Origin of the sequence: Corynebacterium sp. NML130628 (genome assembly GCF_001875665.1) — a bacterium.
GTDB lineage: Bacteria > Actinomycetota > Actinomycetes > Mycobacteriales > Mycobacteriaceae > Corynebacterium.
Map to the genome: position 1 here is coordinate 21,004 of NZ_MLAL01000018.1, position 21,719 is coordinate 42,722.

At 62.5% G+C, this 21,719-nt stretch carries 17 protein-coding genes and 1 pseudogene; 15 read left to right on the forward strand and 3 right to left on the reverse strand.

The window, feature by feature from the left end:
• Window positions 1-153: 153 nt before the first annotated feature.
• Window positions 154-432 (forward strand): hypothetical protein, encoded by a 279-nt coding sequence (locus BJP07_RS05525; RefSeq protein WP_071566503.1) that lies wholly within the window; start codon window positions 154-156, stop codon window positions 430-432.
• Window positions 433-480: 48 nt separating this feature from the next.
• Window positions 481-1,601, forward strand: a pseudogene (locus BJP07_RS05535) (MFS transporter); the annotation flags it as partial.
• A gap of 322 nt (window positions 1,602-1,923) precedes the next feature.
• Here BJP07_RS05535 and BJP07_RS05540 read toward each other — a convergent pair.
• Window positions 1,924-2,694 (reverse strand): alpha/beta fold hydrolase, encoded by a 771-nt coding sequence (locus tag BJP07_RS05540; RefSeq protein WP_071566506.1) that lies wholly within the window; start codon window positions 2,692-2,694, stop codon window positions 1,924-1,926.
• Between the two features lie 116 nt (window positions 2,695-2,810).
• Between BJP07_RS05540 and clpX the strand changes: the two genes are divergently transcribed.
• Window positions 2,811-4,088 (forward strand): ATP-dependent Clp protease ATP-binding subunit ClpX, encoded by a 1,278-nt coding sequence (gene clpX / locus BJP07_RS05545; protein ID WP_071566507.1) that lies wholly within the window; start codon window positions 2,811-2,813, stop codon window positions 4,086-4,088.
• 16 nt (window positions 4,089-4,104) lie between these two features.
• On the opposite strand, the gene BJP07_RS05550 is transcribed toward clpX, so the two are convergent.
• Window positions 4,105-4,854, reverse strand: a complete 750-nt coding sequence (locus tag BJP07_RS05550) for a TetR family transcriptional regulator (RefSeq protein WP_071566508.1) — start codon at window positions 4,852-4,854, stop codon at window positions 4,105-4,107.
• A gap of 250 nt (window positions 4,855-5,104) precedes the next feature.
• Here BJP07_RS05550 and BJP07_RS05555 point away from each other — a divergent pair, with 250 nt between their 5' ends.
• The 4 genes from BJP07_RS05555 to BJP07_RS05570 are packed head-to-tail and all read left to right on the forward strand — an operon-like array spanning window position 5,105 to window position 10,770.
• Entirely contained in the window at window positions 5,105-6,091 is a 987-nt protein-coding gene (locus BJP07_RS05555; RefSeq protein ID WP_071566510.1) for a malate dehydrogenase, read from the forward strand.
• Between the two features lie 42 nt (window positions 6,092-6,133).
• Entirely contained in the window at window positions 6,134-8,842 is a 2,709-nt protein-coding gene (locus BJP07_RS05560) for a valine--tRNA ligase (RefSeq protein ID WP_071566511.1), read from the forward strand.
• Window positions 8,843-10,339 carry a folylpolyglutamate synthase/dihydrofolate synthase family protein gene (locus BJP07_RS05565; protein WP_071566512.1) on the forward strand — a complete coding sequence of 499 codons (1,497 nt, stop codon included), beginning with the start codon at window positions 8,843-8,845 and terminating at the stop codon, window positions 10,337-10,339.
• A complete protein-coding gene (locus tag BJP07_RS05570) occupies window positions 10,336-10,770 on the forward strand; it encodes a DUF4233 domain-containing protein (RefSeq protein ID WP_071566513.1) in 435 nt (144 codons plus the stop codon). Before BJP07_RS05565 ends, BJP07_RS05570 begins: the two co-directional genes overlap by 4 nt.
• Here the strand turns inward: BJP07_RS05570 and BJP07_RS05575 are convergent.
• A complete protein-coding gene (locus BJP07_RS05575; protein WP_071566514.1) occupies window positions 10,767-12,233 on the reverse strand; it encodes an AMP-binding protein in 1,467 nt (488 codons plus the stop codon). The two genes, BJP07_RS05570 and BJP07_RS05575, sit on opposite strands and share 4 nt — an antisense overlap.
• Window positions 12,234-12,305: 72 nt before the next feature.
• Between BJP07_RS05575 and ndk the strand changes: the two genes are divergently transcribed.
• The 8 genes from ndk (at window position 12,306) to BJP07_RS05615 (ending at window position 21,678) form a co-directional block, all read left to right on the forward strand.
• Window positions 12,306-12,716: a nucleoside-diphosphate kinase gene (gene ndk, locus BJP07_RS05580; protein ID WP_071566515.1), complete on the forward strand. Its 411-nt coding sequence runs from the start codon at window positions 12,306-12,308 to the stop codon at window positions 12,714-12,716.
• A gap of 334 nt (window positions 12,717-13,050) precedes the next feature.
• Complete coding sequence (locus BJP07_RS05585) at window positions 13,051-15,840, forward strand: translation initiation factor IF-2 N-terminal domain-containing protein (RefSeq protein ID WP_369822322.1); 2,790 nt, start codon at window positions 13,051-13,053, stop codon at window positions 15,838-15,840.
• 198 nt (window positions 15,841-16,038) lie between these two features.
• Window positions 16,039-16,344: a 50S ribosomal protein L21 gene (gene rplU / locus BJP07_RS05590; RefSeq protein WP_071566518.1), complete on the forward strand. Its 306-nt coding sequence runs from the start codon at window positions 16,039-16,041 to the stop codon at window positions 16,342-16,344.
• 25 nt (window positions 16,345-16,369) lie between these two features.
• A complete protein-coding gene (gene rpmA, locus BJP07_RS05595) occupies window positions 16,370-16,690 on the forward strand; it encodes a 50S ribosomal protein L27 (RefSeq protein ID WP_071566520.1) in 321 nt (106 codons plus the stop codon).
• 112 nt (window positions 16,691-16,802) lie between these two features.
• Entirely contained in the window at window positions 16,803-18,323 is a 1,521-nt protein-coding gene (gene obgE, locus BJP07_RS05600; RefSeq protein ID WP_071566522.1) for a GTPase ObgE, read from the forward strand.
• Between the two features lie 17 nt (window positions 18,324-18,340).
• Complete coding sequence (gene proB, locus BJP07_RS05605; protein WP_071566524.1) at window positions 18,341-19,477, forward strand: glutamate 5-kinase; 1,137 nt, start codon at window positions 18,341-18,343, stop codon at window positions 19,475-19,477.
• A 21-nt stretch (window positions 19,478-19,498) separates the two neighbouring features.
• Window positions 19,499-20,407: a D-isomer specific 2-hydroxyacid dehydrogenase family protein gene (locus tag BJP07_RS05610; RefSeq protein WP_071566526.1), complete on the forward strand. Its 909-nt coding sequence runs from the start codon at window positions 19,499-19,501 to the stop codon at window positions 20,405-20,407.
• Window positions 20,407-21,678 (forward strand): glutamate-5-semialdehyde dehydrogenase, encoded by a 1,272-nt coding sequence (locus tag BJP07_RS05615; RefSeq protein WP_071566527.1) that lies wholly within the window; start codon window positions 20,407-20,409, stop codon window positions 21,676-21,678. Before BJP07_RS05610 ends, BJP07_RS05615 begins: the two co-directional genes overlap by 1 nt.
• Window positions 21,679-21,719: the final 41 nt, after the last annotated feature.

Sequence of the window (21,719 nt, forward strand, 5' to 3'; positions counted from 1 at the left end):
TTCTTCACTTTTCGACGCCACCGCGGGCAACCGGGTGGCGTCTTTTGTGTGTTTGAAGAATCGTGAATAAAACGGCGCGCATAGACAGACCGTGCACTACATTTTTCACTCAACTGTCAAAACGCTAGTGGCGAACATGAAAGATATTGCGCGGTGGAAATTAGAACCTCGATTAACACCCTGCCGATGAGCCCGTACCAGTGGCTGATCATCGCCGTTATTACCTACTTGAATGCCCATGGCGGCTACGACCTCGTCGCGACAGCATTCGCGGCGCCCCACCTGGCGGAGGAGTTCGCGATCGGTTCGTCCCTACTGGGGTGGGTGCTCTCTGCGACGCTGCTCGGCGTGGGAGTTGGCGCGGCGGCCTTCGGGCCAACTGGTGACCGGTTGGGGGCGTCCAAACGTAATTCTTGTGGCGCTGCTGATTGACCCGGTGGGCCTACTGTTGTCGAGCTTCGCGAGGGCAGCACCGCGGCGTTCATTGTGTCGCGCTTCGTCACCGGCGTGGGCGTGGGTAGCGTGCTCGCGTGCGTGACTGTACTGGTCAGCGAGTACGCAAACGACCGCTTCCGTGGCCTGACGGTGGCAATCTACGCGTCGGGCTACGGTGTCGGCGCGACGCTGTGTGGCAATGGATCTTCTTCGCTGGCGCGACACTGTCCGCTGTGGCGCTGGCGTTAGCGACCGCGCTGCTGCCTGAGTCAGTGGATGTGCTTGCGAGCCACGGGGATTCGGCGCGGGTCGAGCGAATCGCGCGCCGCATAGGGCATGGGGGAGCGATGCTCCCACCCCAGGCAAGCGCCCCGACTTCCGCGACAGGTGCGCTGCGCACGATTGTCTCCCCAGAGTGGCTGCCGACGACCCTCCGGATCTGGATCGCATTCTCCCTGATCAGCTTCGGTTTTGCCTTTGTAAACAGCTGGACTCCCAAGTTGCTCAACGAGTTGGGGCTGTCGGCGCAGCAGGGCATCTTCGGTGGCATCATGATTGCGTTCGGCGGCACGATCGGCTCGCTGATCTTCGGCGTGATTACCACGCGCGTGGACACCCGTGTGCTGCTCATCGCCTTCGCCATCGGTGGGGCGGGTGCCGTAGTGGTTTTCATTTTCTCAGCGGTGGCATCGTTGGTGGCGTTCCCGCTCGGGGTGCTGGCCGGCATGCTGCTGAACGCGTGTGTCACCGGCATGTACACGGTGACGTCGGCGTCGGTGTGGCGCTGGCTGTCGGCAGGGTTGGGTCTGTGTGTGGCCCGCTGTCGTCAAGGAACCGGGGGAGGCGCTTCGCGCTTAAGGGCAGTAAGGGACCGCGTCGCGTACTGCGGCCGGCGCGGAGGTGAAGTCCTTGCGGTCCCAGCAGGCGTTACCCTCGTGCTCGCCGACGGGGTCAACGGAGGCCCAAGAGTTGCCGTTGGAAGACCAGAAGTACTCCTGGCCGTTTGGCATCACCGTGCGGGCCCAGTCGCCGTCGCAGAAGGTGCTGTATTCGTCGCTCGCGGACTGCTGGCCCTGCTTCGGCCACGCGCACACCGCACCGTGCTGCGGGGCAGGCTCGGCAGGCTGTACCGCTGCGGGCGAATCGTCGCGGCTGTCCTCCGATGAGGTCGACTTCTTCGAGGAGCTTGAGGAGCTGGAAGAGCTGGAGCTCTTCTTCGACGTGCTGGTTGACGTCTTCGTCGAGGTGGAGGTTTTGGTCTCTGTCGCGTCGGCGTCGTCTTTTTCCTCGTCGGGCGTCGGAGTTGTCGACGTCTCCTTCGCCGGGAACGTGACGTGAGGCTCCGCCAGTCGATCCTCCGGCGATGAATTACATCCGGCCAGCAGCGTCGTGCACGTCAAAAGTGCGGCAAGCACAAGTTTGGGCCGGGTGTTCATCACTGGGGGATCCTTTCTGACAGACTTCTGCGTCTAGCGTAGCCGACAAATCTTAGCCCAAAAACTTGAGCAAGGCTGCATTGAAGGGCGCGGGGTTCTCAATGGGCACTTGGTGTGAGCCCGGCTCGATGACCACGGACTCCACAGGACCCGCGACACCGTCGGCGATTTCGGCCAATTTGTCCGGGCCGGTGCCAGCGTCACCGGTGGCTGCGATGGTCAGCACCGGGCAGGTGATCTGGTCAAGGTGGGAGGCGAAGTCCCACTTGGCCAGGGCGTCACCGTTTTGGGCGTAGCCCTCGGGGTTGATCGCGCTGACCATGTCGTGGATGCGCTGGACTTCCTCTGGGTGGGCGTCGATAAACTCGGGTGTGAACCAGTTCGGGATGAGCATGTCAGCGATGGGACCCATGCCTTCCTCGCGTGCGACGCGAGTGCGTTCATCCCACTGCGCATTGCCGCCGAGGTAGGTCGCGGTGCAAGCGAACACCGCCTTGTCGACGCGCCCGCTGTACGCCGCGAGCCACTGTGCGATGGCGCCGCCGAGGGAAAGCCCGACCACGCTGAAGCGGTCAACCCCTTCGCGGTTGAGCGCCTGCAGAATGTCTTGCGCGAGCAGTTTCACAGTCGCGGTGCCAGGTGCTGCCTCGGCGATGTCGGAACCGCCGTGACCGCGGTGATCGACGGCGATGACCCGGTGGTGCTTCGCCAACTCGGGGATCTGCTTCGACCAGGACTCGTGCGTCGTCGCGATGGAAGAGAGCAGCACGACGGTGCTGGTGTTGTCTTTGTTGCCGTACTCCACTGTATGTATATGCGTCATGCTCCCCATTGTGCCTTGAACAGCGAACATGTGCGAGAATGTGTGAGTTTGACGCACCAGCTAAGCTCTAAGGTCAACACTTAGGCGAGACGAAGAAGCTGGAGTCCAACGCATCTATGGCAACATCCCAAAACACCTCAAACCTGTTGAAGTGCTCCTTTTGCGGCAAGACGCAGAAGCAGGTTCGCAAGCTCATTGCTGGCGGCGGCGTGTACATCTGCGATGAGTGCATCGAGCTGTGCAACGAAATCATTGAGGAGGAACTCGGCGGAGCACAGGCTGAGCAGGATGAGGCTGCGGATCGTCTGCCGAAGCCGAGCGAGATCACCACGTTCCTGAACCAGTACGTAATCGGACAGGATGCGGCGAAGCGCTCGCTCGCGGTGGCGGTGTACAACCACTACAAGCGCATCCGGGCAGAGTCTCAGAATGTGGCGAACCGCAAGCGCGATGAAGAAGTAGAGATTGCGAAGTCGAACATCTTGCTGCTTGGCCCGACAGGTTCGGGCAAGACGTACCTTGCGCAGTCGCTGGCCAGGATGCTCAATGTGCCATTCGCAATTGCCGACGCCACCAGTCTCACCGAGGCCGGCTATGTCGGAGAGGACGTCGAGAACATCCTGCTGAAGCTGCTGCAGGCCGCGGACTTCGATGTCAACCGGGCGCAGCACGGCATCATCTACGTCGACGAGGTGGATAAGATTTCGCGCAAATCCGAGAACCCGTCGATTACCCGCGATGTTTCCGGCGAGGGCGTGCAGCAGGCGCTGCTGAAGATTCTGGAGGGCACCGTTGCCTCAGTCCCGCCGCAGGGCGGGCGGAAGCACCCGAACCAGGAGTTCATCCAGATCGATACGACGAACATCCTGTTCATCGTGGCCGGTGCGTTTGCGGGCCTGGATAAGGTGATCGCGGAGCGCGTCGGCAAGAAGGGTATTGGCTTCGGAGCGGAGATTGATTCGAAGCAGGAACGCGACGAGGCTAACATGCTGGCGAAGGTGCAGCCCGGGGATCTGGTGAAGTTCGGTCTGATCCCTGAGTTCATCGGGCGCCTGCCGATCATCGCGAACGTTGAAAACCTCGACCGCGAAGCGATGGTTCGCGTACTGACCGAGCCGAAGAACTCCCTGGTAAAGCAGTACAGCCGCCTCTTTTTGATGGACGGCGCCGAGCTCACGCTCACCGAAGACGCGCTCGAGGAAATCGCGGACCGCGCCGCTGAGCGCAACACCGGTGCCCGCGGTTTGCGCGCCATCATGGAGGAAGTGCTCGTGCCGATCATGTACGACCTGCCTGATCGCGAAAACGTCAGCGAAGTCGTCATTGACGGCGACGTGGTGCGGGGCACCGCTGAGCCGCAGTTCGTGGAAGAGGAAGGACAGCGCTCGGCGTAGGGGTTCCTAGTCGCAGCTAGTAGATGTCGTAGAGGTCATCGCTGGCGCCGGTGCCTTCACTGGCAGGCGCGGCGGTGGCCTCGAGGTAGCTTTCGTAGCCCGACGGTGCCAAATTGGACGTCAAAAACGCCAGCACACTATCGATGACCATGCGTCGCATCCCCTCGACATTGCGAGGCTCGTCGAGGTCTAGGTGGGACGTAATTATCGATGCCGCGTTGCCCGAGACCCGCAGCGTACTCAGCGCGGTGAGCAACGCAAGGACATCGTCGGCTGAGATTCCTGGTCTGAACGCTCCGGCGTCTTGGCCCACGAGCAGGAGGCGCTCAACGTGGAGCGTGATTTCGTTGCGACCATGAACAATGTCGGCCGATGTGTCCGCGAGCACCGGCTCAAGCCTTTCTCTGATGAGCAGTTGGACGGCTTCGGGGTTTTCTTGGAATGAGTGGAACATGCTGTCCACGAAGCGGCGCATGCCGTCAACCGGGACAGCGGAAGAACGCTGGAGGACCCCCTCCGGCGGAGTCAGCCGGTCGAGCGCACGCCTGATCGTTTTTGCGTACAGGCCTTTTTTGTCATTGAAGTGGTAGTGGATCATCCGCTTCGACATCCCGGTTTCTTTCGCGATGGCGCCCAGCTTGGTTTGAGAGAAGCCGCCGCGAGCAAACATGTCGAGGGCAATATCGACGACACTGTCGATTTCCGCGCTGATATCAGGCTCGGACGCTTTGATGCTCGCCGAGGTGGGGTCGGTAGGGAAGTCCATCGTTGTATCCGCTCCTGATTCAGTGCATTCGGTTCACGCGCGTGGCTACTGGCCTATTGGTGTCATCTACAGTTCCCTATGATGCCCCCATTTGAGAACTTTTTTGCCGGGAAACGGGGATTTCTGGGGAGCATCAAGCGATTTAGGCCTGAAAGGGGGAGGGTGTGCACGATTTCGGGGGTAGTGCGTCAGTCGTACTACCTATACTTTGTATGTCAGGTACCGCACTCTATTGACCCGAGGTTTTTCTATGACACACCATTCTTCCACTCCCGTTAAAGTCGTTGTCACCGGCGCAGCAGGCAACATCGCGTACTCCCTGCTGTGGCGTATTGCCTCTGGTGACGTCTTCGGTGCGGATCAGCCAGTTGAGCTGACCCTGCTTGAGATCCCAGCAGCGGTCCGCGCGGCGGAAGGCACCGCGATGGAACTGCACGACTCCGCCTTCCCACTCGTGACTGGCGTCAACGTGTCCGATGACCAGTACAAGGCATTCGAGGGCGCGAACGCCGCGTTCTTGGTGGGCGCGAAGCCGCGCGGCAAGGGTGAGTCCCGTGCGGACATGCTCACGGCGAACGGCAAGATCTTTGTCGAGCAGGGCAAGGCCATTAACGCCGGCGCTGCGGACGATATCCGCGTGCTCGTCGTGGGTAACCCCGCGAACACGAACGCGCGCATCGCAGCCAAGGCAGCTGCAGACATCCCTGCTGAGCGTTTCAACGCATTGATGCGTCTGGATCAGAACCGTGCACTGTCCATGTTGGGGCAGAAGCTTGAGGTGCCGTCGTCGACCATCGAGAAGATGGTGGTGTGGGGCAACCACTCGGATACCCAGTTCCCGGACGTGACCTACGCAGAGGTCGGCGGCGAGGAGATCGCCGACAAGCTGGACCGCGACTGGTACGTCGACGAGTTCATCCCGCGCGTTGCCAAGCGCGGCGGCGAGATCATCGAGGTCCGCGGTAAGTCTTCGGCGGCGTCCGCTGCTTCCGCTGCGGTTGACCACATGCGCGACTGGGTCAACGGCACCGACGGCAAGTGGACGACGGCCGCGCTGCCTTCCACAGGCCAGTACGGCGTCGAAGAGGGCCTGCTCTTCGGTTTCCCGGTCATCGGCCGCGATGGCAAGTGGGAAGTTGTTGAAGGCCTGGAGATCAGCGACTTCCAGCGTGAGCGCATCGACAAGAACGTCGAAGCGATGCGCGCTGAGTGGGAGATTGCTTCCAAGCTTTTCTAGTCGGTCGCGCCTACCGGAGGTTGATGGCTAAGATAGTCAACCGTGACTGACGCGACTGAACATTTGGTAGGCAAAAACCGGGCCGATGCGCTCCCGAAGTCTTGGGAGCCCGGCGAACACGAGCAGGCTTTGTACGAGGGCTGGGTGGAGAAGGGATACTTCACCGCCGACGCCGCCTCGGACAAGCCTGCTTATTCTGTGATGCTGCCCCCGCCGAATGTGACGGGCCAGCTGCACATGGGCCACGCCCTGGATCACACGCTCATTGACGTTATGGTGCGTCGCAAGCGTATGCAGGGCTACGAGGTCCTGTGGCTGCCAGGTATGGACCACGCGGGCATCGCTACGCAGACGAAGGTCGAGACGAAGCTGAAGGCCGAAGAGGGCAAGGACCGCTACGACTACGGCCGCGAAGAGTTCGTGGACAAGGTGTGGGAGTGGAAGCATCAGTACGGCGGCACCATCACTACGCAGATGCGGGCGATTGGGGACTCCGTGGATTGGTCACGCGAGCGTTTCACACTTGACGACGGCCTCTCGCGCGCAGTGCAGACAATCTTTAAGCAGCTCTACGACGCGGGCATGATCTACCGTGACTACCGCCTGGTGAACTGGTCGCCCGTGCTGGAAACTGCGGTTTCCGACATCGAGGTCGTCTACAAGGATGTTGAGGGCGAGTTCGTCTCCATCCGTTACGGCTCGCTGAACGACGACGAACCGCACCTGGTCGTTGCGACGACCCGTGTTGAGACCATGCTTGGCGACGTCGCTATTGCCGTCCACCCGGATGATGAGCGCTACGCGGACCTGGTTGGTCAGGAGTTCGACCACCCGTTCCGCGACGACCTGAAGATTCAGGTGATCGCTGACGATTACGTTGATATGGAGCTGGGCACCGGCGCGGTGAAGATTACGCCCGCACACGACCCGAACGACTACGAGATGGGCCTGCGCCACAGCCTGGATATGCCGATCATCATGGACGAGACCGGCCATATTGCCGACACCGGCACCAAGTTCGACGGCATGAGCCGCGAAGAAGCTCGCGTCGCGGTGCGCGAGGCGCTGGCGGAGCAGGGGCGCATCGTCAAGGAGGTGCGCCCGTACGTGCACTCGGTGGGCCACTCGGAGCGCTCCGGCGAGCCAATTGAGCCACGTTTGAGCCTGCAGTGGTTCGTCAAGGTTGAAGAGCTGGCCAAGATGTCCGGCGACGCGATCCGCAACGGCGACACGAAGATTCACCCGGCGTCGATGGAGAAGCGCTACTTTGACTGGGTAGACAACATGCACGACTGGACGATTTCGCGCCAGCTGTGGTGGGGCCACCGCATCCCGATCTGGTACGGACCGAATGACGAAGTGGTCTGCGTCGGCCCCGATGAGGAGCCGCCAGCCGGCTACACGCAGGACCCGGACGTGCTGGACACCTGGTTCTCCTCCGCGCTGTGGCCGTTCTCGACGCTCGGCTGGCCAGAGAAGACCCCGGACCTGGAGAAGTTCTACCCGACGTCCGTGCTGGTAACGGCCTACGACATCTTGTTCTTCTGGGTCGCGCGCATGATGATGTTCGGCACCTTTGCAGGAAAGAATACCCCGGAGGTCCTCGGTGAGGGCGTCGACGGCCGCCCGATCATCCCGTTCACGGACCTGTACCTGCACGGCCTGGTTCGCGACGAGAAGGGCCGCAAAATGTCGAAGTCTCTGGGCAACGGCATCGACCCGATGGATTGGGTGGAGCGCTACGGTGCTGACGCGCTGCGCTTCGCACTTGCCCGCGGCGCGAACCCGGGCGTGGACCTGCCGATTGGTGAAGATAACGCCACGTCTGCGCGTAACTTCGCCACCAAGCTGTACAACGCGACGCGCTTCGCCCTGATGAACGGCGCAGCCGTTGGCCCGCTCCCGGCACGCGAAGAGCTCACGGACGCTGACCGCTGGATCCTGGACCGCGCCGAGGAAGTTCGGGCGAAGGTCGACGCCTACCTGGATGATTACCAGTTCGCGAAGGCAAATGAGGATCTGTACCACTTCGCGTGGGACGAGCTGTGCGACTGGTACCTGGAGATCGCAAAGACCCAGATCCCGCGCGAGGGTGAGACCGCGCAGGGTCGCAACACGCAGATCGTGCTCGGCCGCGTACTCGACGTGGTGCTGCGCCTGCTGCACCCGACGATGCCGTTCATCACGGAGGTCCTGTGGACCGCGTTGACGCAGCAGCCTTCGATTACGCAGGCCCCGTGGCCGACTGCGGAGGACACCAACGGTGGCGTCGATACGGATGATGTTGCGCGCCGCAGGATCCAGGATTCCATCAAGCTGATCACTGAGCTGCGTCGCTTCCGCGCGGACCAGGGTGTGAAGCCGAACCAAAAGGTGCCGGCGAAGCTCGACTTTGCCAAGGCGGACTTGGCTGGCTTGGAGAACGTCATCCGCGATATCGCGCGGGTAGAGGCGCCTGGTGAGGACTTTGCGGCGTCGGCAAGCATTGAAATGCGCCTGAGCCAGGCGACGCTCGACGTGGCCCTGGATACCTCCGGCACCGTCGACGTTGCTGCCGAGCGCAAGCGCCTGGAGAAGGAACTTGCTGCGGCGCAGAAGGAGCTCGACACCACTGGCCGCCAGCTTGGCAACGAGCAGTTCCTGGCGAACGCGCCGGAGCAGGTCGTCGAGAAGATTAAGGTGCGCCAGCAGGTTGCGAAGGAAGAGTTCGCACGCGTGACCGCGCGTCTGGCGCAGCTGCCGGAGGCGTAAATGGCCGATAATGCTGATTTGCCGGAGCTTCCAGAGCTGCCAGAGCAGTTCGACATCTCCGTCGAAGAGTCCGGGCTGCGCCTGAACCTGGGAGCGCCGCAGCCGGAGGAGACGGAAGACACCGTCGCGCGTGAAGTCACGCCTGAAGACCTTGCCGCGCTGCGCGAAGTCCAGCGGGAGCTCGAGGAACGCTGGGGCGAAACACAAATCGACCCGACACTGGAGCGCGTCGAGTACGTCATGGACCTGCTGGGTTCCCCGCAGCGTTCCTTCAAGGCGATTCACGTCGCGGGGACGAATGGGAAGACGTCGACAACTCGGATGATCGAGTCGCTGCTGCGCAGCCTCGGGCACCGGGTGGGGCGCACGACGAGCCCGCACCTGCAGCTGATCACCGAACGTATCGCGATCGACGGTCAGCCGATCCACCCCGCGGACTTCGTTCGCATTCACGAAGAGATTCAGCCGTACCTCGCGATGGCCGACGAGCACTTCGGCCAGCCACTGAGCTTCTTTGAGGCCACGGTCTGCATTGCCTACGCCGCGTTTGCCGACGCCCCAGTGGACATCGCCGTGGTGGAAGTCGGCATGGGTGGTCGTTGGGACGCGACCAACGTGATTGACGCGGACGTGAACGTCATCATGCCGATCGGCATTGACCACACGCAGTACCTTGGCGACACGCTTGAGCAGATCGCGGGCGAGAAGGCCGGCATCATCACGAACCCGGACTCCGTCACTATCATCGCGGACCAGCAGCCGGAAGCTATGCGCGTGCTACTCGAGCAGACGGTCCAGGTCGGCAGTGCCGTCGCGCGCCTCGGCTCCGAGTTCGGTGTCGAGGAAGCCGGTGTGGCCGTCGGCGGCCAGCAGTTGCGTCTGCGCGGACTCGCCGGCAGCTACGAGGACATCTTCCTGCCGCTGTCCGGGCCGCACCAGGCACGCAACGCGGCTGTCGCGCTCGCGGCGGTTGAGGCGTTCCACGGCGCGCACGCCGAGCACCAGCTCAGCATCGACGCGGTGCGAGAAGGCTTCGCGGCGGTGCGCTCGCCGGGCAGGCTTGAGCGAGTACGCGCCACACCCACCACGTTTATCGACGCCACCCACAACCCCCACGGCGCGACTGCCCTCGCTGAGGCGCTGCAGCACGACTTTGACTTCACCCGCCTCATCGGCGTGATGGGCGTGCTCGGCGACAAGGACGCCGCTGGGATCTTCCAGGCGCTGGAACCGGCGCTGACGGAAGTGGTAATTACGCAGAATTCCTCGCCGCGCGCAATGGAGGCCGAGGACCTTGCCGAGATCGCCCGGCCCATCTTCGGTGATGAACGCGTGCACGTGCAGCCACACCTGCCGTCGGCTTATGAGCTGGCCGTTGAACTGGCCGAAGACGCCCTGGCGGAGGTTGGAGTGCAGTCAGGCTCCGGTGTGATCATCACCGGCTCTGTCGTGACCGCGGGGGAGGCCCGCACCATGTTTGGAAAGGACCCAGAGTGACCAGAGAGAAACGCCAACCGCCGATCAGCCCACTCGGGCTCGGGCACGAGCCAGTCAAGGACCCGATCGCAGGATTGCGCGGAGTGCTCTCCGGCACGCTGATCATGGAGTCCATCACCGTGCTGCTCATCCTGCTCGTGGTGCTCAAGGTCGACAATGGTGCCTATTGGACCACGTTCAACTGGGTCTACATCACGGTCATTGGTGTGGCGCACGTGGTGATGGCGTTTGCACAGAAGGTGCCGGGCGCGATGTGGATCAACCTGGCTTTGCAGGTGCCACTCATCTTCGGGTTCTTCGTGCATTGGTCGGTCACGGTGGTGGGGCTGATGTTCGGCCTGGTGTGGTTCTTCATCGTGAAGCTGCGCTCGGACATCGTCCAGCGCATGCGCGGGGGTTATCTGACCACGCAGCACCTGGACGCCGATTAGAGCTCGCGCCGTAAAATCTTGCCCGCCGCGTTACGCGGGATGTGATCCGTGAAGGTGACTTCACGGATCTTTTTATACCCGGCCACCCGCTCGGCGACCCACGCCATGATCTCCTCGCGGCCCAGCGTCGCGCCCTCGGCGACGACGATGCAGGCGCGCGGAACCTCGCAATCCACGCCGTGGGTGCGCACGATCTGGCGAACTACGGCGGCGTCACCAACTGCAGGGTGCGTGCGCAGCAGCGCCTCGAGCTCCGCGGGGGCGACGTGGAAGCCCTTGTACTTAATCACTTCTTTTGCGCGGTCGACGATGTACACGGTGCCGTCCTCAGCCAGCGTGACGATATCACCAGTGTGCAGCCACCCATCAGCGAGCGTCGCCCGTGTTGCCTCCGAGTCGTTGCGGTAGCCGCGCATCACCTGAGGCCCCCGAATGAGCATTTCGCCGGGTTCACCGGGGGCGACGTCGTGGCCGTCGCGAAGGTCGACGATGCGGAACTGCGTGTTCGGCACCGCGAACCCAATCGAGCCAGGCTTCGACTTCCCGGCGATGCCCACGTGAGTCACCGGCGAGGACTCTGTGGTGCCGTAGCCCTGCAGAATCACGGTGCCGAGACGCTTCTCAACGGTGTCCGCCAGCGTGGCATCCAGCGGGGCGGCGCCACACACCATGAACCGGGAATCCACAAACGCCTCCGCGGTCGCCTCCGGGTGGCGTGAGAGCGCAAGCGCGATGGGTGGTGCAATAAAGCCCAACTCAATACGGTGCTTGCGCTGCGCCTCAATGAACAGGCTCAAGTCAAACCCCGCCATCGTGTGAATGTGGTGCCGCGCGTACAACGACGATAACAACAGCGTGTTCAGACCGTAGATGTGGGCGAAAGGCAGTGGCGCCAGCGTCGGCGTGCCAGCGCCGATGCCGCTTGCGCGCAGCGCGGTCGAGAACTGCACCATGTTCGCACACAAGTTGCGGTGAGTCAGCTCCACAGCCTTCGGCAGGCCGGTGGTGCCGGAGGAAAACGCCACCGCGGCCACGTCGTCGGGCGCGGCGGGGCACGCGGTGAGCTCGGCGGGTTCGGTGGGGGCGATGGGGGCGTCGAAAAGTACTGAGGCCCCAGCGAGCTCGCAGAGGTGGTCGCGCTCGCCAGCGGTGAGACTCGTACCCAACAAACTTGCCGACGCCCCCACGTGCACCAACGCAAGAAAAGTAACAGCAAAGTCGATGCCGTTCGACAACTGCACCCCCACACAATCGCCGGGCCCGATGCCCCGCCGGCGCAACGTGGCGGCGAGCGCCAACACCTCTCGGCGCAGCTGCGCATAGGTCACGCTGCGCCCCGACTCAACCTCCATGAGGGCAGGCGCCGACGCGTGCTCGCCAAGATCGGCGAACAGCAGATCAGTGATGGAACTCGCACGCGTGCCGACGTCCGGAATGGGCGGCAGGGGACTCTCATAAGCCATGGAGCAAACTTTAATCATCCCCGCATCAAGATGTTCACACCTGGTGGTTGTTGTTTAGTAGGGTAGGGAACCATGACTGAACGTACACTGATTTTGATTAAGCCAGACGGCGTCGCAAACGGCCACGTCGGAGAGATCATCTCCCGCATCGAGCGCAAGGGCCTCAAGCTGGTCGAGATGGACCTGCGTACCGCAGACCGCGAGACCGCTGAGAAGCACTACGCAGAGCACAAGGACAAGCCGTTCTTCGGTGAGCTCGTTGAGTTCATCACCTCCGCTCCGCTGGTCGCTGGCATCGTCGAGGGCGAGCGCGCTATCGAGGCGTGGCGCCAGCTCGCGGGTGGCACCGACCCTGTCGCCAAGGCAACCCCTGGCACCATTCGCGGTGACTTCGCCCTTACCGTCGGCGAAAACGTCGTCCACGGCTCCGACTCCCCAGAGTCCGCCGAGCGCGAGATCGCAATCTGGTTCCCGAACAAGTAAGAACCACACTTCGGCCGCCCATCCTGCTGTGTATGGCAGGGTGGGCGGTTTTGTTGTGTTGCCGCCTCCCCTCCTGCCGAAAAAGTTCCCGCGATTTCCTGGATAGTGGGAACGATTTTCGTAGACAAGTGTTGCGACTTGGGGATACAGATGCGTTGGTCGACGGGAGCAGGCCCAAAACGCAAAATAGTTCCCGAGCTTGGGAACTATTTCATCGTGGTGCGCCGAACGGCTGGATGGCCACGCGCGGCGGTGCTGAAATAGGCACAGTCGGCGTGGTGTGTCACAATGGGGGCAAGCTTTTTACAACTTTCTGTAGGAACGTGTGTCAGCCGTGTGGCAGCGGCAACGGCTTCGCGCCCGGTTGACCCCGCTTGCAGATGCAAAAAATAGGAGCACGTACGTGGCGAAAAAATCTCATACCGAAATTCAGGACTTTGATCGATCCACCCTGAAAGACAAGATGCGGGTATTTCAACTCGCGAAGGCGTTGGGGGTGGCATCCAAGGACGTTGTAGTCGCGCTGACCGAGATGGGAATTACAAAGGTTGCGCAGTCCTCGATTACGCGGGAGGAAGCCGAAAAGGTCATCGATGCGCTGCAGCAGCCAACGGATAAGGCTGAGGCGAAGAAGTCGAAGGATAACAGCGACGAAAAGATCCGCGAGCGGGTGCGCAAGGACGTGGAGAACGAAATCCACCAGATCGAGGAGAAGGTCGACGCGACCTTCGAGTCCGCTGATGAGGAGGCCGACGAGCCGGAGCAGGAACCAGCATCGGAACCGGAGCCTGAACCGGAAGCTGAGGAAGAGCCAGAACACGAGGAAGAGGCGACGGTCGAATACGCGCCGATCTTCAAGGCGCCGACGCGACCGAAGCGCCGCCGTGCAGTGCGCACTGCCGCACCGAAGGAACCGGAGGCAGATACCGCACTCGAAGACACCGGCAAGGGCGAGGACCACGATGAGGCCGAGGAGCCCAAGGTTGAAGTTATTGATGAACCGAAGGGGATCAGCGGTTCCGCTCGTCTGGAGGCGCAGCGTCGTCGGCGGAGTGAGCGTCGAGAAGCAGAGCGTCAGCGCTCCCGCATTGTTTCTGAGGCTGAGTTCCTTGCTCGACGTGAGTCGGTGCACCGGACCATGGTGGTACGCGAGCGCGACCGTAACGATGGCCCGGGCCGCATCACGCAGGTAGCGGTCCTGGAGGATGGTCTGCTTGCGGAGCACTTTGTGTCGACGGATGACAACGCTTCGATCATCGGCAATATTTACATGGGCCGTGTTCAGAACGTGCTGCCGGGTATGGAGGCGGCGTTCATTGACATCGGAACTGGGCGTAACGCGGTGCTCTACGCCAGCGAGGTCGATTGGAAGGCGGCGAAGCTTGGCGGCAAGAAGCGCAGAATTGAACACGCGCTGAAGTCCGGTGACCAGGTGATGGTGCAGGTCTCGAAGGATATTAACGGGCACAAGGGTGCTCGCCTGACAACGCACATATCGCTGGCAGGGCGCTTCCTTGTCTACGTGCCGGGTGGCCGTAACGCTGGGATTTCCCGCAAGCTGCCTGTCACCGAGCGCAAGCGCCTTAAGGGCATCCTCAACGAAGTCGTGCCTGGCAAGGGTGGTGCGATTATCCGCACGGCCGCGGAGGGCATGTCGAAGGAGGCGATTGCCGAGGACGTGCAGCGCCTGCATAAGCAGTGGGAGATGGTGCAGGAGAAGGCGGAAGCCGCGAAGAGCGGTAAAGGCTCACGCCCAGTGCTGCTCTACGAAGAGCCGCGCCTGATCGTCCGTGTGGTCCGCGACGTCTTCAACGAAGACTTCTCCGAGCTGATCATCGACGGCAAGAAGTCGTACAACATTGCGCACGCGTACCTGCAATCTGTCGCGCCGGACCTGTTGGACCGTGTGACCAAGTTTGACCGTGTTGCGCACGACGGTGCCGACGCTTTTGCGGAACACCGCATTGACGAGCAGGTGCAGAAGGCGCTTGCTCGCGTTGTGTGGCTGCCATCGGGTGGCACGTTGGTCATTGAACGCACCGAGGCCATGACGGTGATCGACGTCAACACCGGAAAGTTCACCGGCTCCGGCGGCAACCTCGAAGAGACCGTCACCGCGAACAACTTGGAGGCCGCGGAGGAAGTCGTGCGCCAGCTGCGCCTGCGAGATATTGGCGGCATGGTGGTCATCGACTTCATCGACATGATCCTGGACGAAAACAAGGAGCTAGTGCTGCGTCGCCTGAAGGAGACGCTGGGCCGAGACCGCTCCCGCCACCAGGTTTCCGAGGTGACCTCGCTCGGGCTTGTGCAGCTGACCCGCAAGAAGCTCGGCGACGGGCTGCTTGAGACCTACTCCAAGCCGTGTGAGTGCTGTGGTGGCCGCGGTGTAATCATCACCGAGGAACCGGTGGAGCACGCGACGTACAACCCGGAGGAGGACGACCTGCAACACCGCGGTGGTCGCGGCAAGAAGCGCGGGAAGTCGAACGGTGAGCGCACGAACAAGAAGACGGCGGAGAAGTGCCGCAACAAGCTCGACGAGAAGGCTATCGACGAGCTGGTGGGCTCGGTTGTTTCCGAAGACGTTGAGGACCACGCCGACAACGCCGAGAACAACGAACCGAAGCCACCTGTAGTAGGTGAGTCTTCTCAGCGCGAATCCGGCTCGCGTCGTCGCGGCCGTCGCGGGACGGGTCGTGGCCGTGGTCGCGCGCAGGAGCAGCGGGAGAGCCGGCAGTCCCAGCAGTCCCAGCAGGAGCAGGAGACGCCGAAGTCTGAGCAGACATACGAAGAAGCACTCGAGGCCTTCGAGCGTTCTCCACGCCGCAAGCGGGCGACCCGCGGCAACTCCCGTTCCGACCACAAGCCGAAGCGTGAGGACTTCGAAATCAAGGAGCCGGAGAAAGAATCACAGGACAAGCCGGCCGTGAAGGTGACGGAGTCGCCTCGTCGACGTGGGCGCCGCCGCGCAGTACGCAGGACTTCTCAGCCGCAGCAGGAGCAGCCGAAGGCAAAGGAGAGCCAGCCGAAGGCGGTAAAGCCGATGGGGAAGAAGCAGGAGTCGAAGGCGAGTGCGCGCCGCAGGCGTCGACGCGCGACACGCCGAACCTCTTCTAAGTAGAGGGAAGCGGGTGCGGTTTGATAATCGCACCCGCTTCTGTGTAGTATTTGACAGTCGCTGTTTTGGGCTGTGAAGCCGCGCCGTTTACGCATGCAGGCATGGTGGAACGCGAAAGGCCACAAAGCGCTAGAGAACTGTACCAACTGTCTGCTCAGCATGCGGGGAGACACAACGAGTTTAGATAAGGGGTAACCCTCTATGTACGCGATCGTCAAGACTGGCGGCAAGCAGTACAAGGTTGCCGAAGGCGACCTCGTCAAGGTCGAGAAGATCGAGGGTGAAGCGGGCGACAAGGTTGCCCTCACCCCGGTTCTGCTCGTCGATGGCGCGGATGTCACCGCAGGCCCTGATGCTTTGTCCAAGGTTTCTGTTGAAGCTGAGATTGTCGAGCACGGCAAACGCAAGAAGGTCGACATTCTGAAGTACAAGAACAAGACCGGCTACAAGGTCCGCCAGGGCCACCGTCAGCCACAGACAACCATCAAGATCACTGCTATCAAGTAAGACTTGCACTAAGGAGAAATAGACAATGGCAACGAAGAAGGGTGCATCAAGCTCCTCGAACGGTCGTGACTCAGAGTCGAAGCGCCTCGGTGTGAAGCGTTTCGGTGGTCAGCAGGTAAAGGCGGGCGAGATCATCGTTCGTCAGCGCGGCACCAAGTTCCACCCAGGTGACAACGTCGGCCGCGGTGGCGACGACACGCTGTTCGCGCTTGCAGCTGGCGCAGTCCAGTTCGGCATTAAGCGCAACCGTCGCATCGTCAACATCGTCCCAGCGGACGGCGAGGGCGTTTCGGCAGAGGTGCTCGAGGCTGCAGAGGTAGCTGGCGTGGCACAGGAAACTGCGTAACCCGTAGCAATACTTGAAACACCGCACACCCCGACCGGGTGCGCGGTGTTTTTCTTTCCCACAACCCGGTACCCTCCACTACTAGAACTCTTTTGCAAGGAAGGCGGAAATAATGGCCCAATTTGTTGACCGCGCGGTGCTGCACCTCCAGGCCGGTGACGGCGGACATGGCTGTGTCTCTGTCCACCGCGAAAAATTCAAACCCCTCGGCGGACCGGATGGAGGCAACGGCGGCCACGGCGGCGACATCGTGCTGGAGGTATCCAACCAGGTGCACACGCTGCTCGACTTCCAGTACCATCCGCACGTCAAAGCGAAGCGTGGCGGCAACGGAGAGGGCGACAACCGCAACGGCGCTCGCGGGGAAGACCTCATCCTCGAGGTCCCGGTGGGCACCGTGGTGCGCAGCGAAGACGGTGAACTGCTCGCTGACCTGACGGTGCCGGGCACCCGCTTCCTTGCCGCGGAGGGCGGCTTCGGTGGTCTGGGCAACGCGGCGCTGGCCACCGCGAAGCGGAAGGCCCCAGGTTTCGCGCTGAAGGGCGAGCCGGGCGAAGCTCACGACCTGATCCTCGAGCTGAAGTCAATGGCGGATGTGGGGCTGGTCGGCTTCCCTTCGGCAGGGAAGTCCTCGTTGATCTCGGTGCTTTCTGCAGCGAAGCCGAAGATTGCGGACTACCCCTTCACGACGCTCGCTCCGAACCTTGGCGTGGTCAATGTCGGCGATGACACGTACACGATCGCGGACGTGCCAGGCCTGATCCCGGGGGCGAGCCAGGGCAAGGGGCTGGGCCTGGACTTCTTGCGCCATATCGAGCGTACTGCCGTGCTGGCACACATCGTGGACGTTGCCACGATGGAGCCCGGGCGCGACCCGATTTCTGACATTGAGGCGCTTGAACATGAGCTGGATACCTACGCGGAGCAGCTTGATATGGACTCAGGCCTCGGTGACCTGCGGGAGCGCCCGCGCATCGTCGTTTTGAACAAGATGGACGTCCCGGAGGCGCGGGAGCTCGCGGAGTTCTTGGAAGACGATATTAAGGAAAAATTCGGCTGGGATGTGTACATGATTTCTACCGCGACCCGTGAAGGGCTTGACCCGCTGAAGTGGGCGCTGTGGACCATCGTTGAACGCGCCCGGAAGCGCCGCGTGAAAGCTACGAAGGCGGCTCCAGCTGAGGTGATCCGCCCGAAAGCAGTAGCGCCGAAGCGGCGTGGTCACGCGCAGGAGGGCGGTATCGAGGTCGTTGCGGATCCGATGGTGCCGGGTGCATGGCTGGTCACTGGTGAGAAGGCGGAGCGCTGGATTCGCCAGACTGACTTCGAGAACGATGAGGCAGTTGGTTACCTCTCGGACCGTTTGAACAAAGCCGGTGTGGAGGACGAGCTGCGCAAGATCGGCGCGATGGAGGGCGATACCGTCACTATCGGCGAAATCTCGTTTGAGTGGGAGCCATCGCGAGCCGGCGATCCAACCTTGGCGGGACGCGGCCAGGATGCGCGCCTCTACGACACCACGCGTGCTTCTGCTGCGGAGCGTAAGCGTGCGTCGCAGGCGCGCCGCGGCCTGATCGACGAGTTCGATTACGGCGACGGCGCAACAGCCGACCGGGAACGTTGGCAGGGGTAGCGCTACACTGAGCTGCTATGAACGCAGCGACTACTACGGAGGCGCAGCTTCGCAGCCACATTGCTGGTGCGAAGCGGGTCGTCGTCAAGCTTGGTACTACCTCACTCGTCAACGAGGATTCGTCAGTGAGCAGGGTCAAGATTGATCGCCTCGTGGATGCGCTGGTGGATCGCATGGATGCGGGCACCGACATCGTGGTGGTGTCCTCCGGCGCGATTGCTGCCGGGATGCGCCCACTGGGGTTGCGGACCCGCCCGCGCGACCTTGCAACGAAGCAGGCCGCCGCGGCGGTGGGGCAGGTGCATCTCGCGCAGGAGTGGGGCGCTTCCTTCGCCAGGCATGGTCGCACTGTGGGCCAGGTGCTGCTGACGCAAGCCGACGCCGGCGTGCGCGAGCGCGCGCGCAACGCGCAGCGTACAATCGACCGGCTGCGGCAGCTGGGCACCGTGCCGATTGTCAACGAGAACGATACAGTGGCGACCTCCGAGATGCGCTTCGGCGACAACGATAGGCTCTCAGCGATCGTGGCGACGCTGATCGGGGCAGATGCGCTCGTGCTGCTTTCAGATGTCGACGGCCTCTACGACCGCAACCCTGCCGACCCTGATGCGCAGCTCGTGTCCGAGGTCCGTACCGGCGCTGACCTGGAAGGCGTCGTGGCCGGTGATGGTGGTGTGCTCGGGACTGGTGGAATGGCGGCGAAGGTATCCGCCGCGCGCCTGGCTGCCCGCGGCGGCGTGCCGGTGTTGCTGACCAGTGCGTCGAAGATTTCACAAGCGCTACAGGACGCGAGCTGTGGCACCGTCTTCCACACCCGCGAGCAGTCGACGCTGCGGGCGTGGAAGTTCTGGGCGCTCTACGCTGCGGACGCTGAGGGCGTGGTGCGCCTCGACAGGGGTGCGGTGAACGCGGTCACGAGCGGTGGTACGAGTCTGCTCGCGGTCGGCATCACGGATATCGAGGGAGACTTCCACGCGGGCGACATCGTCGAGATCCTGGGGCCGGACTCGGAAGCCGTTGGGCGCGGCGAGGTCGCCTACGACGCCACAGAGCTTGCAAACATGCTGGGCAAACACACCGATGAACTGCCGGAAGGCCAACGCAAACCTGTCGTGCACGCCGACTATTTATCGAATTACGCCACCCGCTTGTAAATCCACGCTAGGTTGGGGTGCATGAAATTTGCATTCTTACCGAAGCCTTGGGACGCAGTCGTCGATGATCTGACCGCGCACGGCCACACGTTTGTGGACCTCAACGAGTCTCCAGATGTATTGGTGTTTCGCGGGGGCCCGGAAGATTTCCCGGAGGAGCTGCCGCCGAGCATCAAGCTTGTGCAGGTGGCGTATGCGGGCGTCGAAAAGCTGGTAGAGGCAGGGGTGCTTGACCCAGATGTGCCGACGGCGAACGCCGCCGGGATTTACGACGACACGGTGGCTGAGTCTGCGCTGGCGTTGCTGCTGGGCGTATTGCAGCGGCACAAGGCGGTGACACCGCAGTGGAACGATCGGCAGATGCACGAAGAGAAGGACTACCTGTTCGACAACAAGAAGGTTGCTGTCATTGGGGCGGGTGGCATCGGCAAGAAGCTGATTCGCTTCCTCGAGCCGTTTGGACCGGAGATTATCGCGGTGAACCGTTCTGGCAACCCGGTGCCGGGGGCGACGCGCACCGTCGCCATGGATGAGGCGCAGGACGTGTGGTCGCAAGCGGACTACTTTGTACTCATCGCACCGTTGACGAAGCAGACGCATCACATGATCAACGCGGAAGTGCTGCGTGCGATGAAGCCGAACGCGGTGGTTGTCAACGTGGGCCGTGGCCCGCTGGTGGATACCGAGGCGCTGACCAAGGCGCTGCAGGAACGCACGATCGCCGGCGCTGGCCTTGACGTCACTGACCCGGAGCCGCTGCCGGAGGATCACCCACTGTGGCAGATGGACCGCTGCCTGATCACCCCGCATACCGCGAACATTCCGCGCTACATGCAGGCACGCCTGGGCGAGCTGACACGCCGCAACTGGGAAGCGCTGCAGGACGGCCGCCCGATGCCAACGCAGATCGACGTGGAGGAAGGGTACTAATGGCCAGTATTGAGATTGAGGCGCGGGTGCACCGCCTCGCGAAGGCCGCGAAGAAGGTAGCGCCGGTGATCGCGACGCTGCCGACTGCCCGGAAGAATGCCGTGCTGCTGCACGCTGCGGAGGCGCTCGAGGCACGCACCGCGGAAATCCTAGAGGCGAACGCCCACGACATTGTGGAAGCCCGCGAGGCAGGCATGGACGAGGCGCTGGTGGACCGGCTCGCCCTGGACGAGCAACGCATCAGCGGCATCGCGGACGGACTGCGCCAAGTCGCAGCCCTGCACGATCCGGTCGGGGATGTGGTGCGCGGGGGCACGATGTACAACGGGATTCGGATGCGCCAGGTCCGCGTGCCACTGGGGGTGATGGGCATGGTCTACGAGGCCCGCCCGAACGTCACTGTGGACGCGTTCGGTTTGGCTCTGAAGTCGGGCAACGTGGCGCTGCTGCGCGGTTCGAAGTCTGCGGCGCACTCGAACGCGGCGCTGGTCACGGTGCTGCAGGATGTGCTTGCGAAGGAGGCGCTGCCGGTCGAGGCAGTCCAGCTGCTGCCGAGCGATTCGCACGATTCCGTCACCGCGCTCATCACGGCGCGTGGGCTCGTCGATGTTGTCATTCCGCGCGGCAGCGCCAGGCTTATCGACGCCGTCGTTACCCAAGCAACCGTGCCCACCATCGAGACCGGCACGGGCAATTGTCACGCCTACGTGGACGCTTCCGCGGATCTTCAGCAGGCGATCGACATCGTTGTCAATGGCAAGACGCGCCGGGTGTCGGTGTGCAACGCGACTGAGACGGTGCTGCTTGATGCGACGCTGCCGGATGAGGACAAGGCGGCCGTCGTCAATGCGTTGCAAGAAGCCGGCGTGACGGTCCACGGTGACCCGGAGGTGCTCGGCGCGTTTGGTGCGCGTGACGTGGTCAAAGCGGGCGAGCACGATTGGTCGGAGGAGTACCTCTCGATGGATGTGGCCGTCGCCGTCGTTGATGGAGTGGAGGGCGCAGCGGAGCACATCGCGCGGTATTCGACGGGGCATACGGAAGCTGTCGTCGCGAGCAACGCGCGCGTGCTGCAGTACTTCGCGGACCACGTGGATGCTGCGGCCGTCATGTTGAACGCGTCGACCGCGTTTACAGACGGCGAGCAGTACGGTATGGGTGCGGAAATCGGGATTTCGACGCAGAAGCTGCACGCGCGTGGACCGATGGCGCTGCCTGAGTTGATGAGCACGAAGTGGATACTGGAAGGAAACGGGCACACTCGAAGTTAGGAAAATGGTGTAAGCGGGCTACACTAATGCGCAGTTCTTCA

What these genes read in the sequence shown, in the direction of transcription:
- BJP07_RS05540 (WP_071566506.1), bottom strand. Translation starts at nt 2,694, where the DNA reads ATGACGCATATACATACAGTGGAGTACGGCAACAAAGACAACACCAGC.
- clpX (WP_071566507.1), top strand. Translation starts at nt 2,811, where the DNA reads ATGGCAACATCCCAAAACACCTCAAACCTGTTGAAGTGCTCCTTTTGC.
- BJP07_RS05550 (WP_071566508.1), bottom strand. Translation starts at nt 4,854, where the DNA reads ATGGACTTCCCTACCGACCCCACCTCGGCGAGCATCAAAGCGTCCGAG.
- BJP07_RS05555 (WP_071566510.1), top strand. Translation starts at nt 5,105, where the DNA reads ATGACACACCATTCTTCCACTCCCGTTAAAGTCGTTGTCACCGGCGCA.
- BJP07_RS05565 (WP_071566512.1), top strand. Translation starts at nt 8,843, where the DNA reads ATGGCCGATAATGCTGATTTGCCGGAGCTTCCAGAGCTGCCAGAGCAG.
- BJP07_RS05575 (WP_071566514.1), bottom strand. Translation starts at nt 12,233, where the DNA reads ATGGCTTATGAGAGTCCCCTGCCGCCCATTCCGGACGTCGGCACGCGT.
- ndk (WP_071566515.1), top strand. Translation starts at nt 12,306, where the DNA reads ATGACTGAACGTACACTGATTTTGATTAAGCCAGACGGCGTCGCAAAC.
- rplU (WP_071566518.1), top strand. Translation starts at nt 16,039, where the DNA reads ATGTACGCGATCGTCAAGACTGGCGGCAAGCAGTACAAGGTTGCCGAA.
- rpmA (WP_071566520.1), top strand. Translation starts at nt 16,370, where the DNA reads ATGGCAACGAAGAAGGGTGCATCAAGCTCCTCGAACGGTCGTGACTCA.
- obgE (WP_071566522.1), top strand. Translation starts at nt 16,803, where the DNA reads ATGGCCCAATTTGTTGACCGCGCGGTGCTGCACCTCCAGGCCGGTGAC.
- proB (WP_071566524.1), top strand. Translation starts at nt 18,341, where the DNA reads ATGAACGCAGCGACTACTACGGAGGCGCAGCTTCGCAGCCACATTGCT.
- BJP07_RS05610 (WP_071566526.1), top strand. Translation starts at nt 19,499, where the DNA reads ATGAAATTTGCATTCTTACCGAAGCCTTGGGACGCAGTCGTCGATGAT.
- BJP07_RS05615 (WP_071566527.1), top strand. Translation starts at nt 20,407, where the DNA reads ATGGCCAGTATTGAGATTGAGGCGCGGGTGCACCGCCTCGCGAAGGCC.